The organism is Pseudomonas sp. 14P5.3.2, assembly GCF_057799175.1.
In genome coordinates this window covers 289,342-302,801 of the sequence record NZ_JBYOKU010000002.1, presented here as the reverse complement: position 1 = coordinate 302,801, position 13,460 = coordinate 289,342, and the positions used below count along the sequence as shown (strand labels likewise).

The following is a 13,460-nucleotide window of genomic DNA, read 5'->3' as shown; positions in this document are numbered from 1 at the left end:
GGGTCCGTGCCACCAATCACCCCCTCCCCCCCCCCCCCCCTCTCCCCAACCACCCCCGCTCCCACAGGGACGGTGTTCCGGGCACAAAAAAGGGGACGCCATTGGCGTCCCCTTTTCATTGCAACTATCTGTATCAGAACGCCGGCAACACCGCGCCTTTGTACTTCTCGGTGATGAATTTCTTCACTTCCGGGCTGTGCAGGGCAGCAGCCAGTTTCTGCATCGCGTCGCTGTCCTTGTTGTCGGCACGGGACACCAGGATGTTGACGTACGGCGAGTCGTTGCCTTCGATCACCAGCGCGTCCTTGGACGGATCGAGCTTGGCTTCCAGCGCGTAGTTGGTGTTGATCAGCGCCAAATCGACCTGGGTCAGCACGCGCGGGATGGTCGCGGCTTCCAGCTCACGGATTTTCAGGTCTTTCGGGTTCTGCGCGATGTCTTTCGGGGTCGACAGAATGTTGGTCGGATCCTTCAGGGTGATCAGGCCGGCCTTGGCCAGCAGCAGTAGCGCACGGCCGCCGTTGGTGGCGTCGTTCGGGATCACCACGTTGGCGCCGCTTGGCAGGTCTTTCAGATCCTTGATCTTGCTCGAGTAGGCGCCCAGCGGCTCCAGGTGCACGCCGGTCACAGCCACCAGGTTGGTGCCCTTGGCCTTGTTGAACTCATCGAGGTACGGCTGGTGCTGGAAGAAGTTGGCGTCCAGGCGCTTCTCGGCCACCTGTACGTTCGGCTGGATGTAGTCGGTGAAGACCTTGACCTTCAGCTCCACGCCTTCTTTGGCCAGGGCCGGCTTCACGAATTCGAGGATTTCCGCGTGCGGCACCGGGGTGGCGGCAACGGTCAGGGTTTCAGCGTGGGCCGAAAAAGCGGCTACGGCAGCGAAAGCAGCGATCAGTTTTTTCATTCAGCTAACTCCTTATAAGGCGCCCGTGTGGCGCCTGCCAGCGAATGGCCGGCTCATCTCTTGATTTACAAAAACCGGTTATTTGCGCGAGAAATGCACGACCAGTCGGTCGCCGACCATTTGCAGCACTTGTACCAGAATCAGCAGCAACACCACGGTGACGATCATCACGTCAGTCTGGAAACGCTGGTAGCCGAAACGGATCGCCAGGTCACCCAGACCACCGGCGCCGACCACACCGGCCATCGCCGTGTAGGACACCAGGGTAATCGCGGTCACCGTAATCGCTGCGAAGATGCCTGGACGGGCTTCCGGCAGCAAGGCGTTCATGATGATTTGACGGGTAGTCGCGCCCATCGACTGGGTCGCTTCGATGATGCCGCGATCGACTTCACGCAGCGCGGTTTCCACCAGACGCGCGAAGAACGGCGTCGCACCTACCACCAGCGGCGGAATCGCACCGGCCACGCCCAGCGAAGTGCCGGTGATCAGCACGGTGAACGGGATCATCACGATCAGCAGAATGATGAACGGCAGCGAGCGCAGGATGTTCACCGCCAGCGACATGAAGGCGTAGAGGCCACGACTTTCCAGCAACTGACGCGGACTGCAGAGGAACAGCAACACGCCCAAAGGCAAGCCGAGCAACACGGTGAACAGCAGCGATCCGCCAAGCATCAGCATGGTGTCGCCGGTGGCCAGCCAGATTTCGTACCAGTCGATATTGGTGAAGAAACTCATCAGGGCTTCCATTAACGCAGCACCTCCATGTGAACGTCAGCGGCGGTGAAGCGGGCGAAGGCCGCTTCCATGTCGCCACCGGTGACGGCGAGGGTCAATTGCCCGTAAGGAATGTCTTTGATGCGGTCGATGCGACCGGCGAGGATGCTGTAGTCGACCCCGGTTTCCCGGGCAACGGTACCGAGCAACGGCGCGTAGGTTGCTTCGCCCTGGAAGGTCAGACGCACGATGCGACCCGGCACGTGAGCGAAGTCATCGCGCTGTTCACTTTCGTCGATCTGCTCGCTTTCCTGGACGAAACGCTTGGTGGTCGGGTGCTGCGGATGCAGGAACACATCGGCCACCGAGCCTTGCTCGACGATCACCCCGGCGTCCATCACTGCCACCTGATCGCAGACGCGACGGATCACGTCCATCTCGTGGGTGATCAGGACGATGGTCAGCTTCAGTTCGCGGTTGATCTCGGCCAGCAGTTGCAGGACCGAGGCGGTGGTCTGCGGATCGAGAGCACTGGTGGCCTCGTCGCACAGCAGGATCTTCGGCTTGGTCGCCAGGGCGCGGGCGATGCCGACGCGCTGTTTCTGGCCGCCGGACAATTGTGCCGGGTACTTCTTGGCGTGATCGGACAGACCGACCCGCGCCAGCAACTCGGCGACACGCTGATTGATCTCGCTGCTCGACAGCTCGCCCGCCAGAGTCAGGGGCAGCGCGACGTTGTCGGCCACGGTCTTGGAGGCGAGCAGGTTGAAGTGCTGGAAGATCATCCCGACTTGCTGACGGAAGCGGCGCAGGCCGTTGGCGTCCAGCGCGGTGACTTCTTCGCCGTCGACGATGATCTTGCCGCCGCTGGAGTCTTCCAAGCGATTGATCAGACGCAGCAGGGTACTTTTTCCCGCACCGGAATGGCCAATCAGGCCGAAGACCTGACCGTTTTCAATCGAAAGACTGGTCGGGTGCAGGGCGGGGATGTCCTTACCGGCGACGCGGTAAGTTTTGTGGACGTTTTGAAACTCGATCACGTAGCGAACCTTGTGGGGCGCGTTAGAAAAGGATCAGCGGTTAGCCGGGCGCGCATTTTAGCCTGTCCGTATAGAGGTTCTTAGCATTTATTTCGCAATTAACCTTCGATTTGGCAATAACAAGATCAAAGGTCATAAAAAAGGAACGCCCATTCCTGCTCATTGGTCACTAGTTAAGCGACTTGAAACCCTGGGTAACCGTGCCCGGAAACGCTCAAGAGTCCCCGTTGAAACGGGGTCAACCGAGGAGTCTACGTCTGATGAGCAGCAAGAAACCTACGACCGACAAAAGCCAACTGGCCGGAACCGATACCAAGGATCGCGCCAACACCAACGCCAAACTCGACAGTCTGGAGAAGTTTCGCTCCGACGCGACCGGCCAGGCCCTGCGCACCAATCAGGGAGTTAAGGTCGCCGATAACCAGAACACCCTCAAGGCCGGCCCGCGCGGGCCGTCGTTGCTGGAAGACTTCATCATGCGGGAAAAGATCACGCATTTTGACCATGAGCGAATTCCGGAGCGCATCGTTCACGCGCGCGGTACTGGCGCCCATGGTTTCTTTCAGGCCTACGAGAACCATTCGACGCTGACCAAGGCCGGCTTCCTGCAGGATCCGGGGAAAAAGACCCCGGTGTTCGTGCGTTTTTCCACAGTGCAGGGGCCGCGCGGTTCCGGCGATACCGTGCGTGACGTACGCGGTTTCGCGGTGAAGTTCTTCACCGACGAGGGCAACTTCGATCTGGTCGGCAACAACATGCCGGTGTTTTTCATTCAGGACGCGATCAAGTTTCCCGACTTCGTCCACGCGGTAAAACCCGAACCGCACAATGAGATCCCGACCGGCGGCTCGGCCCACGATACGTTCTGGGACTTCGTTTCGCTGGTGCCGGAATCGGCGCACATGGTGATCTGGGCGATGTCCGACCGGGCGATTCCGAAAAGCCTGCGCAGCATGCAGGGCTTTGGCGTGCACACCTTCCGCCTGGTCAACGCCGAGGGCAAATCGCGCTTCGTCAAATTCCACTGGCGCCCTACCGCCGGCACCTGCTCGCTGGTGTGGGACGAGGCGCAGAAGCTCGCCGGTAAAGACACCGACTACCACCGTCGCGATCTCTGGGAAGCCATCGAGATGGGCGATTACCCGGAATGGGAATTGGGAGTGCAGATCATCGAAGAGGAAAACGAGCACGACTTCGATTTCGACATCCTCGACCCGACCAAGCTGATCCCCGAAGAAATTGTGCCGATCACCCCGCTGGGCAAGATGACCCTGAACCGTAACCCGGACAATTTCTTTGCCGAGACCGAACAGGTTGCGTTCTGCCCGGGCCACATCGTGCCGGGGATCGATTTCTCCAACGATCCGCTGCTGCAAGGCCGGCTGTTTTCCTACACCGACACGCAAATCAGCCGACTCGGTGGGCCGAACTTTCATGAGCTGCCGATCAACCGCCCGGTCGCGCCGTTCCACAACGGCCAGCGCGATGCCCAACACCGCACGGTGATCGACAAGGGGCGCGCGTCCTACGAGCCGAACTCGATCGATGGCGGCTGGCCGAAAGAGACCCCGCCAGCCGCGCAGGACGGTGGTTTCGAGACTTATCCGGAACGCATCGACGCCGCCAAGATCCGCCAGCGCAGCGAATCGTTCAGCGATCACTTCTCGCAGGCACGGCTGTTCTTCAACAGCATGAGTGACCATGAGAAGGAACACATCATTGCCGCCTACAGCTTCGAGCTGGGCAAGGTTGAGCGCGAGTTCATCCGTGCACGGCAGGTGAATGAGATTCTCGCCAATATCGACCTGGAACTGGCCAAACGTGTGGCGGCCAACCTCGGGCTGCCGGCGCCAAGCAAAGGTACGGTCGAGGTGCGCAAGACTTCGTTCGATCATTCGCCAGCGCTGAGTCAGGCCAATCTGCTGCCAGAGAACATCAAAACCCGGAAAGTGGCGATTCTTGCGGCGAACGGCGTCGATGGTGCGGCAATTGATGCGATGAAGAAGGCATTGGCAGCGGAAGGTGCCCACGCCAAGCTGCTCGGCCCGACTTCGGCACCGGTGAAGACGGCCGACGGCAAAGCCCTGCCGGTGGACGCTTCCATGGAAGGCATGCCTTCGGTGATCTTCGATGCGGTGTTCGTGCCCGGTGGCGCGGCGTCGATCAAGGCGTTGAGCGCTGACGGTGTGGCGTTGCACTACCTGCTGGAGGCGTACAAGCACCTGAAGGCGATTGCGCTGCACGGCGAGGCCAAGCAGTTGCAGGATCTGCTGAAGCTTGAGGCGGATGCGGGGTTGCTGCAGGGCAAGGATGTGCCGGGGTTGACCAAGCCGTTCTTCGCGGCGATCGGGCAGCATCGGGTTTGGGATCGCGAGCCTAAGGCCAAAGCTGTTCCAGCTTAAGAAAACTGGCTGCCTGAGAGGACGCTTTCGCGAGCAGGCTCGCTCCCACAGGGTTCACGCTGGACCTGTGGGAGCGGGCTTGCTCGCGAAGCTTTTCAGGGTTTAGCTGGAATCAGAACCATCTGCGCAGGCACCGCGCGCAGAATCTGCTTCTCGATGCGCAACTCGAAATCCGGATTCAGTTTCTTCACCCGCTTGCTCAGCAGAGTCGCCAGCCAAGGGTAATCCTGAGTGCGCGGTGCCTGAATGCTCACGGCACATTCGTAATTCACCACATCGGCGGCGATCGCGTCGAGTTGCCGGCGAAGCTTGCGGCTATCGTTGATGTTCAGCGCCACCGTGGTGCTTTCGGCAGTCGGATCGATGACCTTGGCTTTCGGTTTGGCTTCGGCTGCCAGCAGCGCCGCTTCGGCTTTCTCCAGCTCGGCTTTACGGGCTTCGGTGATCGCGCCGTTTACGCCACCGGTCAGCGCCGGGGCCTTGGGCATCAGGGCGCGAGCACGGCTCAGTGCGGTCGCTGCCGCGTTCACATCACCTTTCTGCAACACGATCTGACTGCGGCGCAGGTAGGCCTCGGCCAACTGGCGCTGGTACTGCTCGAGCGACTGATCGTTGGGGTTCTGTGCCTGCAAGGCGGCCAATTGGTCTTCGGCTGTGGCCAGTTCGCTGCTGGCCAGGCTTTGCTCCAGCTGTGCGATGGCCGTGGCCCGCGCGTCGGGGGCTTCGGCCACCGGCGGCGTGCTTTGGCAGGCGCCCAGCAGCACGGAAAATGCGACAAGGAGCAGATAACGGGAGGCGAACGGCTTCATTCCTGCGACTCTCTATTTGCGCAAAAAGCGAGCAAGTCTACACCCCTCGACGGGGCAGAACAAAACTCAGCAGAAACAGTGCGGCTGCCGTCACAACGATTGACGGCCCCGCCGGGGTGTCCTTGAACCATGACAGCGCCAGCCCGCCACACACGGCGAGCATGCCCAGCAGGCTCGCGCCCAGCGCCATCTGCTCCGGCGAACGGGCGTGACGTTGTGCCGCAGCCGCCGGGATGATCAACAGCGAAGTAATCAGCAACACACCGACGATTTTCATCGCCACCGCGATCACCACCGCGATCAACAGCATCAGCGCCATGCGCAGACCCGCCACCGGCAGGCCTTCGACCCTGGCCAATTCCTCATGCACGGTAATCGCCAGCAGCGGCCGCCACAGCGTCACCAGCAGCACCAGCACTGCCGCGCTGCCACCGAGGATCCACGCCAGATCGGTCGGACTGATCGCCAGCAGGTCGCCGAACAGATAGGCCATCAGGTCGATCCGCACTTCATGCATGAAGCTTAGTACCACCAGGCCAAGAGAGAGCGTACTCGGCGCGAGAATCCCCAACAGCGTGTCCGACGCCAGCGGCTGACGCTGCTGCAACGTCACCAGCAGCACCGCCAGCAGCAGGCAGCCGACGGTCACCGCCACCGTCGGACTGACATCCAGCAGAAAGCCCAGGGCCACGCCAAGCAGCGCGGCGTGGGACAGGGTGTCGCCGAAATAGGCCATGCGCCGCCAGACCACGAACGAACCCAACGGCCCGGCCACCAGCGCCAGCGCCAGACCTGCAAGCAGGGCATACAACAGAAAATCAGCCATGCTTGCAGTGGTCTCCGTGAACGTGGGTGTGGCCCGCAGCGGGCGCCTTGACCACCGAACCGTGCAGGTCGTGGGCGTGGTCGTGATGGTGGTGATAGATCGCCAGGCTCGGCGCATTCTTGCCGAACAGCTCGACGAACGCCGGATCGCCGCTGACCTGCTCCGGATGCCCGGAACAGCAGACGTGTCGGTTGAGGCAGACCACCTGATCGGTGGTGCTCATCACCAGATGCAAATCGTGCGAGACCATCAGCACCCCGCAACCATGCCGGTCGCGCAGGCGAGTGATCAGGCTGTACAGCTCGGCCTGGCCGGCGACATCCACGCCCTGCACCGGCTCGTCGAGCACCAACAACTCCGGCTCGCGCAACAGCGCCCGGGCCAGCAGCACGCGCTGCATTTCGCCGCCGGAAACGTTCTGCACCGGGCTGTCGATAACGTGCTCGGCGCCGACTTCCTTCAGCGCAGCCAGCGCACGCGGGCGATCAACACCCGGCACCAGACGCAGGAAGCGCAGCACCGACAGCGGCAAGGTCGGGTCGACGTGAAGTTTTTGCGGCATGTAGCCGACGCGCAGTTTCGGCTTGCGCCAGACACTGCCACTGTCGGGCTTCAGCAGGCCAAGCACGGCGCGCACCAGTGTGGTCTTGCCGGCGCCGTTGGGGCCGATCAGGGTGACGATCTGCCCCGGCTCGACGCTCAGCTCGATGTTGTCCAGCACGGTCTGCCCGGCAAACGTGACGGCGACGTGCTCCAGACGGATCAACGGGTTGCTCATCAGGCCCCCTGGCAACCGGAGCACAGGCCGACCACTTCGACGGTCTGTGCTTCGACGATGAAACCGACATCCTTGGCGCTATTGATGATCGCGTCGCTGATAGCTTTCTGTTCCAGCTCAATGGCGGCGTGGCAGTCGCGGCAGATCAGGAACTGGCCCTGATGCGCATGTTCCGGATGCACGCAACCGACAAAGGCGTTGAGCGAAGAAATGCGGTGCACCAGGCCATTTTCCAGGAGGAAATCCAGCGCGCGGTACACGGTCGGCGGCGCGGCGCGGCGGCCGTCCTGCTCGCTGAGCACCGCCAGAATGTCGTAGGCGCCCAGCGGCTTGTGGCTCTGCCACACCAGCTCCAGCACCCGCCGGCGCAACGCAGTCAGGCGCAGGCCTTTCTGGGCGCACAAGGTATCGGCCTCGGTCAGTGCGCTGTGCACGCAATGAGAGTGGTCGTGTGGACGGCTGGCAATCGGTGTAATAGGCATGGGCGGCGACGAGTTTTGATAGAGACGTTATTATGTTACCCGTTCTCGCCTCCTTGAGTGGTCATCGTGTCCCGACTTTTTTCTGTTTTTGTGGCGTTTATCGCCAGTTTTCTGCTGATCGGTTCGGCTCAGGCCGAGGTCAAGGTCCTCACCAGCATCAAACCGCTGCAGCTGATTGCCGCGGCCGTGCAGGACGGCGTGGCGATTCCCGAAGTGCTGCTGCCGCCGGGCGCTTCGCCACATAACTACGCGCTGCGCCCGTCCGACGTGCGCAAGGTGCAATCGGTGGATCTGCTGTACTGGATCGGCCCGGACATGGAAGGTTTCCTGCCACGGGTACTCAACGGTCGTACGCTGCCAAGCGTGGCCGTGCAGGATCTGCCGGGCATGAAGCTGCGCCGCTTCGCCGAAGACAGCCACTCCCACGCCGAAGACGCCGACGAGCATGATCACGATCATCGCCCGGGCACGCTGGACGCGCATTTGTGGCTATCGCCGGTCAACGCGCGGGTCATTGCCGAGAAAATGGCTGCCGACCTCAGCGCAGCCGATCCGGCCAACGCCGAACGCTATCAGAGCAACGCCAAGGCTTTCGATGAGCGCCTCGACGCACTGGATGCACGCTTGAAGAAGCGCATGGCCGATGTCGAGGGCAAACCGTACTTCGTGTTCCACGAGGCGTTCGATTACTTCGAAGACGCTTACGGCCTGAAGCACACTGGCGTGTTCAGCGTGGCCGCCGAAGTCCAACCGGGCGCGCAGCATGTCGCCGCGATGCGCAAGCGCCTGCAGGAAGTGGGCAAGACCTGCGTGTTCAGTGAACCGCCGCTGCGTCCGCGCCTGGCGGAAACCCTGGTGGCAGGCCTGCCGGTGAAGCTGGCGGAGCTGGATGCACTGGGCGGCTATACGCCGGCGACAGCTCAGGGGTATGAGCAGGTGCTGGAGAAGTTGGGCAACGATTTGGCCGGGTGCCTGGAATCGTTGTAATCCCCGGCATAGGTGTTGCCCCCATTCGCGAGCAGGCTCGCTCCCACAGGATCGCCGAGACCCTGTGGGAGCGAGCTTGCTCGCGAAGCTTTTAAAGGGCGAAAGGTAGCGGTGTATGCACCTGCTGCCGCTGCGCCAAACGCTGCTCGAACTCCTGCGGATCGTGAATCAGCACGTCCTGCCCGGCAAACTGCTCGGCGGCGATCAACCGCGACAACCAGAACCGCACACAGGCCACGCGCAGCATGGTCGGCCATAGCTCCGCTTCAGCGGCCGTGAACGGACGCAGCGCCGCATAGGCACCGAGGAATGCGCGGGCACGCGGCCCGTCAATCAGGCCTTCCTCGTCCGAACACCAGTCATTCAAGGCAATCGCCACGTCGTAGAGCATCGGCCCCGAGCAGGCGTTGTAGAAGTCGATCAACCCGGTCAGGTGCGTGCCTTCGAACATCGCGTTGTCGCGGAACAGGTCGGCGTGAATGTTGGCCCGTGGCAGCGCGAGAATTTTGTCTTTCTGCAGGGTGATTTCTTCCAGTGCCTTGTGCAGCAACGCACGCGGCTCGTCACTCAGGTGCGAGAGAAATTCGGTGCCCTCCTCCAGCATCCAGTCCAGGCCACGGTCGGTCTTGCGTTTGATCATGCGCTCGCCCTGGGTCGCCAGGTGCAGATGCGCCTGCAACTCGCCGACCTGCGCGCAATGCTGGGCGTTGGCGACCTTGATGTGCTTGCCGGACAGGCGCGGCTGCAGCAGCGCCGGTTTGCCCTTGAGCTCACGCAGCGCCACGCCGTCAGTGGTACGCAGCGCGTAGGGCACCGGCAGATCGGCCTCGTGCAGGACGTCGAGCAGGTCGATGAAGAACGGCATTTCCTGCACCGGGCCGCGCTCGACCAGGGTCAGGACGAATTCGCCCTGCTCCAGGCTGATAAAGAAATTGGTGTTTTCGCTGCCGGCGGCGATCCCCTGGAAATCAAGCAGACGGCCGAGCCCGTAAGGGGCGAGAAAGGTTTCCAGCTCGGGCCGAGCCAGGGGGGTGAACACAGACATGGTTAAAAACTGCTCAGTTCGGGCGCCGCGATCAAGCGGCGCCGATTAAAAGTCGGGAATCTTACTTCCAGGTAAAGATTTCCCACGACGGAATCAGCATATCCGGCTGGTCGGAACGGATGTAGTTCGCGTCCGAACCATCGGCGCGCACCAGGAAATACGGTTTACCGCCCTTCGGCGTGACCTTGATCGCATAGACGAAGCCACTGCGGCTGTATTCCTGAATGACCTTGTCACCTTCGGTGTGCGTGTTAATGGTAACTTCCGGCTCCTTTGACGGCGCATCATCCGCCGCGATCGCGGCCAGCGGTGAGACAGCAATCAAACTGACCAGCAGCAAGCGATTTAACGTACGCATGATAACCTTGTCCCTTTGTCGTCAACGGTCCCGCTATTCTAGCGCCGGGCCCGCCGAAAAGGTTGATTCTGCTCATGAGCCAAGCCCCCCTCGTCCTGGTGGACGGTTCGTCTTACCTGTACCGCGCGTTCCATGCACTGCCACCACTGACCACCTCCAAAGGCCTGCCGACCGGCGCGGTCAAAGGTGTGCTGAACATGCTCAAGAGTCTGCGCAAGCAGTACCCGGACAGCCCGTTCGCCGTGGTCTTCGACGCCAAGGGCGGGACGTTTCGCGATGAGATGTACGCCGAATACAAGGCCAACCGCCCGAGCATGCCCGACGACATGCGCGTGCAGATCGAGCCGCTGCACCAGAGCGTGATCGCCCTCGGCTTCCCGCTGCTGTGCGTGGAAGGCGTCGAGGCTGACGACGTGATCGGCACCCTGGCGCGCAGCAGCGCTGCGGCGGATCGTCCGGTGATCATCTCCACCGGCGACAAGGACATGGCGCAACTGGTCGACGGTCACATTACCTTGGTCAACACCATGTCCGGTAGCTCGATGGACGTGGAGGGCGTGAAGGAGAAATTCGGCGTCGCTCCCGAGCAGATCATCGATTATCTGGCGCTGATGGGCGATTCTTCCGACAACATCCCGGGCGTACCGGGCATCGGCCCGAAGACCGCTTCCGGCCTGCTGGTCGGGGTCAACGGTGGCCTCACCGAGCTTTACGCGAATCTCGACATCGTGCCGACCCTGCCGATTCGCGGGGCCAAGACCCTGCCGGCCAAGCTCGAAGAGCACAAGGAGATGGCCTTCCTCTCCTATCAACTGGCGACCATCAAGGTCGATGTGCCGCTGGACATCGGCCTCGACGACCTGCAAATGGGCCCAGAAGACCCGGCCAAGCTCTACGAGCTCTACACCCTGCTGGAATTCAAGAGCTGGCTAAATGATCTGGATCGCGACGCCAAGCGCCAGGAACTGAACGCGGCCGCCGAGCCTGCGCCGGCTGGCGATCTGTTCAGCGCGCCGGCAGAAGAAGCCCCTGCCGCTCCGACCGAAGCAGCGTATGAAACCATCCTCGATCAGGCGCGTTTCGACGTCTGGCTGGAGAAACTGAACAACGCCAAGCTGTTCGCCTTCGACACCGAAACCACCGGCATCGACGCGCAACAGGCGCAACTGGTCGGCCTGTCGTTCGCGGTGCAGGCCAACGAAGCGGCGTACATCCCGCTGACCCACTCCTACATCGGCGTGCCCGAGCAACTGGATCGCGACACCGTGCTGCGCGCGCTGAAGCCGATTCTGGAAGACCCGAACAAGCTCAAGGTCGGCCAGCACGCCAAGTTCGACATGAACATTCTGGCCAACTGCGCCATCGGCGGTGATCAGAACGAAGGCATCACCGTGCGCGGCATCGCTTTCGACACCATGCTTGAGTCCTACGTGCTCAATTCCACCGCCACCCGCCACGACATGGACAGCCTCGCGCAGAAGTATCTGGATCACACCACCGTGAGCTTCCAGGACATCGCCGGCAAAGGCGCCAAGCAGCTGACCTTCGACCAGATCGCTCTGGAGCAGGCCGGCCCGTACGCCGCCGAAGACGCCGACATCACCTTGCGCCTGCACCAGACCCTGTTCGACAAACTCAGCGCGATTCCGAGCCTGGCCAGTGTGCTGACCGACATCGAGATCCCGCTGGTGCCGGTGCTGGCGCGCATCGAGCGTCAGGGCGCGTTCGTCGACGCCGAGCTGCTCGGCATCCAGAGCATTGAACTGGGCAACAAGATGGTCGCGCTGGAGCGCGAAGCATTCGAGATCGCCGGGGAAGAATTCAACCTCGGCTCGCCGAAGCAGTTGGGCGTGATCCTCTACGAAAAGCTCGGCCTGCCGGTGCTGAAGAAAACCGCCAAGGGCCAGCCATCGACCGCTGAGGAAGTGCTGGCCAAGCTCGCCGAGGATGATCACCGTCTGCCGAAAGTGCTGATGGAACACCGTTCCATGAGCAAACTGAAAAGCACCTACACCGATCGCCTGCCGGAGCAGATCAACCCGCGCACCGGGCGTATCCACACCTCGTACCACCAGGCCGTGGCTTCTACCGGGCGCCTGTCCTCCAGCGATCCGAACCTGCAGAACATTCCGGTGCGTACCGCTGAAGGCCGGCGTATCCGTCAGGCATTCGTTGCGCCAAAGGGCTACAAACTGCTGGCGGCGGACTATTCGCAGATCGAGCTGCGGATCATGGCCCACCTGTCCAAAGACGAAGGCTTGATGAACGCCTTCCGCAACAATCTGGACGTGCACACCGCGACCGCCGCTGAAGTGTTCAAGGTTGAGCTGAATGAAGTGACTTCCGACCAGCGCCGTGGCGCCAAGGCGATCAACTTCGGCCTGATCTACGGCATGGGCGCGCAGAAGCTCGGCAAGGACATCGGCGTCGACACCAAGACCGCCAAGGCCTACATCGACACCTACTTCGCCCGCTACCCGGGTGTGCGCGAATACATGGAGCGCACCCGCAAGCAGGCCGCTGATCAGGGCTATGTCGAGACCTTCTTCGGTCGCCGCCTGTATCTGCCGGAAATCAACTCGAACAAGCCGCAGGAACGCGCTGCGGCCGAGCGCACGGCGATCAACGCGCCGATGCAGGGCACCGCCGCCGACATCATTAAGAAAGCCATGGTGGCGGTGGATAACTGGCTGGCGGCTTCGGGGCTGGACGCCAAAGTCATCCTGCAGGTGCACGACGAACTGGTGCTGGAGGTTCGCGAGGATCTGGTCGATCAGGTCAGCCAGGAAATCCGTCTGCACATGAGCGAAGCGGCGAAGCTGGACGTGCCGTTGCTGGTGGAAGTCGGCGTCGGCAACAACTGGGATGAAGCGCACTAAGGCATCTGGCCCGGACGTTTGCCGCGACACACCGTCGCGGCAAACGCCCGAAACGCGCTTATTTCGAAACGCGCTTGGGGTTATTCCAAAGCTTTTTGAAAAAAATCTGAACTAATCTGACAACTCACTACTCAGAGATACTGAATGGCTGGTGAAGCCCTTCAATGCTCCTATGTTGTGTTAAGTGTTGGCAGATATCTGAACCCCGCCCTAGCGGTTCGGAACTTGAA

Annotated in this window: 12 protein-coding genes; 3 read left to right on the top strand and 9 right to left on the bottom strand. The window is 61.7% G+C overall.

Going from position 1 to position 13,460, the window contains the following annotated elements; translation table 11 throughout:
* Positions 1 to 133: 133 nt before the first annotated feature.
* The 3 genes from AC27VU_RS03060 to AC27VU_RS03050 form a co-directional block, all read right to left on the bottom strand.
* On the bottom strand, positions 134 to 904 hold the full coding sequence (locus AC27VU_RS03060; protein WP_400509657.1) for a MetQ/NlpA family ABC transporter substrate-binding protein: 771 nt from the start codon (positions 902 to 904) through the stop codon (positions 134 to 136).
* 78 nt (positions 905 to 982) lie between these two features.
* Complete coding sequence (locus AC27VU_RS03055; protein ID WP_003220331.1) at positions 983 to 1,657, bottom strand: methionine ABC transporter permease; 675 nt, start codon at positions 1,655 to 1,657, stop codon at positions 983 to 985.
* Positions 1,657 to 2,664 carry a methionine ABC transporter ATP-binding protein gene (locus tag AC27VU_RS03050; protein ID WP_027610230.1) on the bottom strand — a complete coding sequence of 336 codons (1,008 nt, stop codon included), beginning with the start codon at positions 2,662 to 2,664 and terminating at the stop codon, positions 1,657 to 1,659. The genes AC27VU_RS03055 and AC27VU_RS03050 overlap by 1 nt, the downstream gene beginning before the upstream one ends.
* 260 nt (positions 2,665 to 2,924) lie before the next feature.
* Here AC27VU_RS03050 and katE point away from each other — a divergent pair, with 260 nt between their 5' ends.
* Positions 2,925 to 5,066, top strand: a complete 2,142-nt coding sequence (gene katE / locus AC27VU_RS03045; protein ID WP_488723367.1) for a catalase HPII — start codon at positions 2,925 to 2,927, stop codon at positions 5,064 to 5,066.
* A 95-nt stretch (positions 5,067 to 5,161) separates the two neighbouring features.
* Here the strand turns inward: katE and AC27VU_RS03040 are convergent, their stop codons facing one another.
* From AC27VU_RS03040 to AC27VU_RS03025, 4 genes are read right to left on the bottom strand one after another with little or no spacing between them, the layout of a single operon-like run.
* The gene (locus tag AC27VU_RS03040; RefSeq protein WP_338800449.1) at positions 5,162 to 5,875 is read right to left on the bottom strand and encodes a PA5502 family lipoprotein; all 714 of its coding nucleotides are present in this window, start codon (positions 5,873 to 5,875) and stop codon (positions 5,162 to 5,164) included.
* A gap of 37 nt (positions 5,876 to 5,912) precedes the next feature.
* Positions 5,913 to 6,701 carry a zinc ABC transporter permease subunit ZnuB gene (gene znuB / locus AC27VU_RS03035; protein WP_003220321.1) on the bottom strand — a complete coding sequence of 263 codons (789 nt, stop codon included), beginning with the start codon at positions 6,699 to 6,701 and terminating at the stop codon, positions 5,913 to 5,915.
* The gene (gene znuC, locus AC27VU_RS03030) at positions 6,694 to 7,479 is read right to left on the bottom strand and encodes a zinc ABC transporter ATP-binding protein ZnuC (RefSeq protein ID WP_226500692.1); all 786 of its coding nucleotides are present in this window, start codon (positions 7,477 to 7,479) and stop codon (positions 6,694 to 6,696) included. Before znuC ends, znuB begins: the two co-directional genes overlap by 8 nt.
* The gene (locus AC27VU_RS03025; protein ID WP_003220319.1) at positions 7,479 to 7,961 is read right to left on the bottom strand and encodes a Fur family transcriptional regulator; all 483 of its coding nucleotides are present in this window, start codon (positions 7,959 to 7,961) and stop codon (positions 7,479 to 7,481) included. Before AC27VU_RS03025 ends, znuC begins: the two co-directional genes overlap by 1 nt.
* A 66-nt stretch (positions 7,962 to 8,027) precedes the next feature.
* Between AC27VU_RS03025 and AC27VU_RS03020 the strand changes: the two genes are divergently transcribed.
* Complete coding sequence (locus AC27VU_RS03020) at positions 8,028 to 8,948, top strand: zinc ABC transporter substrate-binding protein ZnuA (protein WP_103484039.1); 921 nt, start codon at positions 8,028 to 8,030, stop codon at positions 8,946 to 8,948.
* A gap of 91 nt (positions 8,949 to 9,039) precedes the next feature.
* Here AC27VU_RS03020 and AC27VU_RS03015 read toward each other — a convergent pair whose 3' ends face one another.
* Both AC27VU_RS03015 and AC27VU_RS03010 read right to left on the bottom strand, forming a co-directional pair.
* Positions 9,040 to 9,993, bottom strand: coding sequence for a homoserine kinase (locus tag AC27VU_RS03015; RefSeq protein ID WP_400499079.1), 954 nt, complete (start codon positions 9,991 to 9,993; stop codon positions 9,040 to 9,042).
* A 61-nt stretch (positions 9,994 to 10,054) separates the two neighbouring features.
* Entirely contained in the window at positions 10,055 to 10,351 is a 297-nt protein-coding gene (locus AC27VU_RS03010; RefSeq protein WP_003220313.1) for a DUF2782 domain-containing protein, read from the bottom strand.
* Positions 10,352 to 10,425: 74 nt separating this feature from the next.
* Here AC27VU_RS03010 and polA point away from each other — a divergent pair, with 74 nt between their 5' ends.
* On the top strand, positions 10,426 to 13,230 hold the full coding sequence (gene polA / locus AC27VU_RS03005; RefSeq protein ID WP_488723366.1) for a DNA polymerase I: 2,805 nt from the start codon (positions 10,426 to 10,428) through the stop codon (positions 13,228 to 13,230).
* Positions 13,231 to 13,460: the final 230 nt, after the last annotated feature.

What these genes read in the sequence shown, in the direction of transcription:
- znuC (WP_226500692.1), bottom strand. Translation starts at nt 7,479, where the DNA reads ATGAGCAACCCGTTGATCCGTCTGGAGCACGTCGCCGTCACGTTTGCC.
- AC27VU_RS03015 (WP_400499079.1), bottom strand. Translation starts at nt 9,993, where the DNA reads ATGTCTGTGTTCACCCCCCTGGCTCGGCCCGAGCTGGAAACCTTTCTC.
- AC27VU_RS03040 (WP_338800449.1), bottom strand. Translation starts at nt 5,875, where the DNA reads ATGAAGCCGTTCGCCTCCCGTTATCTGCTCCTTGTCGCATTTTCCGTG.
- AC27VU_RS03060 (WP_400509657.1), bottom strand. Translation starts at nt 904, where the DNA reads ATGAAAAAACTGATCGCTGCTTTCGCTGCCGTAGCCGCTTTTTCGGCC.
- AC27VU_RS03055 (WP_003220331.1), bottom strand. Translation starts at nt 1,657, where the DNA reads ATGGAAGCCCTGATGAGTTTCTTCACCAATATCGACTGGTACGAAATC.
- polA (WP_488723366.1), top strand. Translation starts at nt 10,426, where the DNA reads ATGAGCCAAGCCCCCCTCGTCCTGGTGGACGGTTCGTCTTACCTGTAC.
- katE (WP_488723367.1), top strand. Translation starts at nt 2,925, where the DNA reads ATGAGCAGCAAGAAACCTACGACCGACAAAAGCCAACTGGCCGGAACC.
- AC27VU_RS03010 (WP_003220313.1), bottom strand. Translation starts at nt 10,351, where the DNA reads ATGCGTACGTTAAATCGCTTGCTGCTGGTCAGTTTGATTGCTGTCTCA.
- znuB (WP_003220321.1), bottom strand. Translation starts at nt 6,701, where the DNA reads ATGGCTGATTTTCTGTTGTATGCCCTGCTTGCAGGTCTGGCGCTGGCG.
- AC27VU_RS03025 (WP_003220319.1), bottom strand. Translation starts at nt 7,961, where the DNA reads ATGCCTATTACACCGATTGCCAGCCGTCCACACGACCACTCTCATTGC.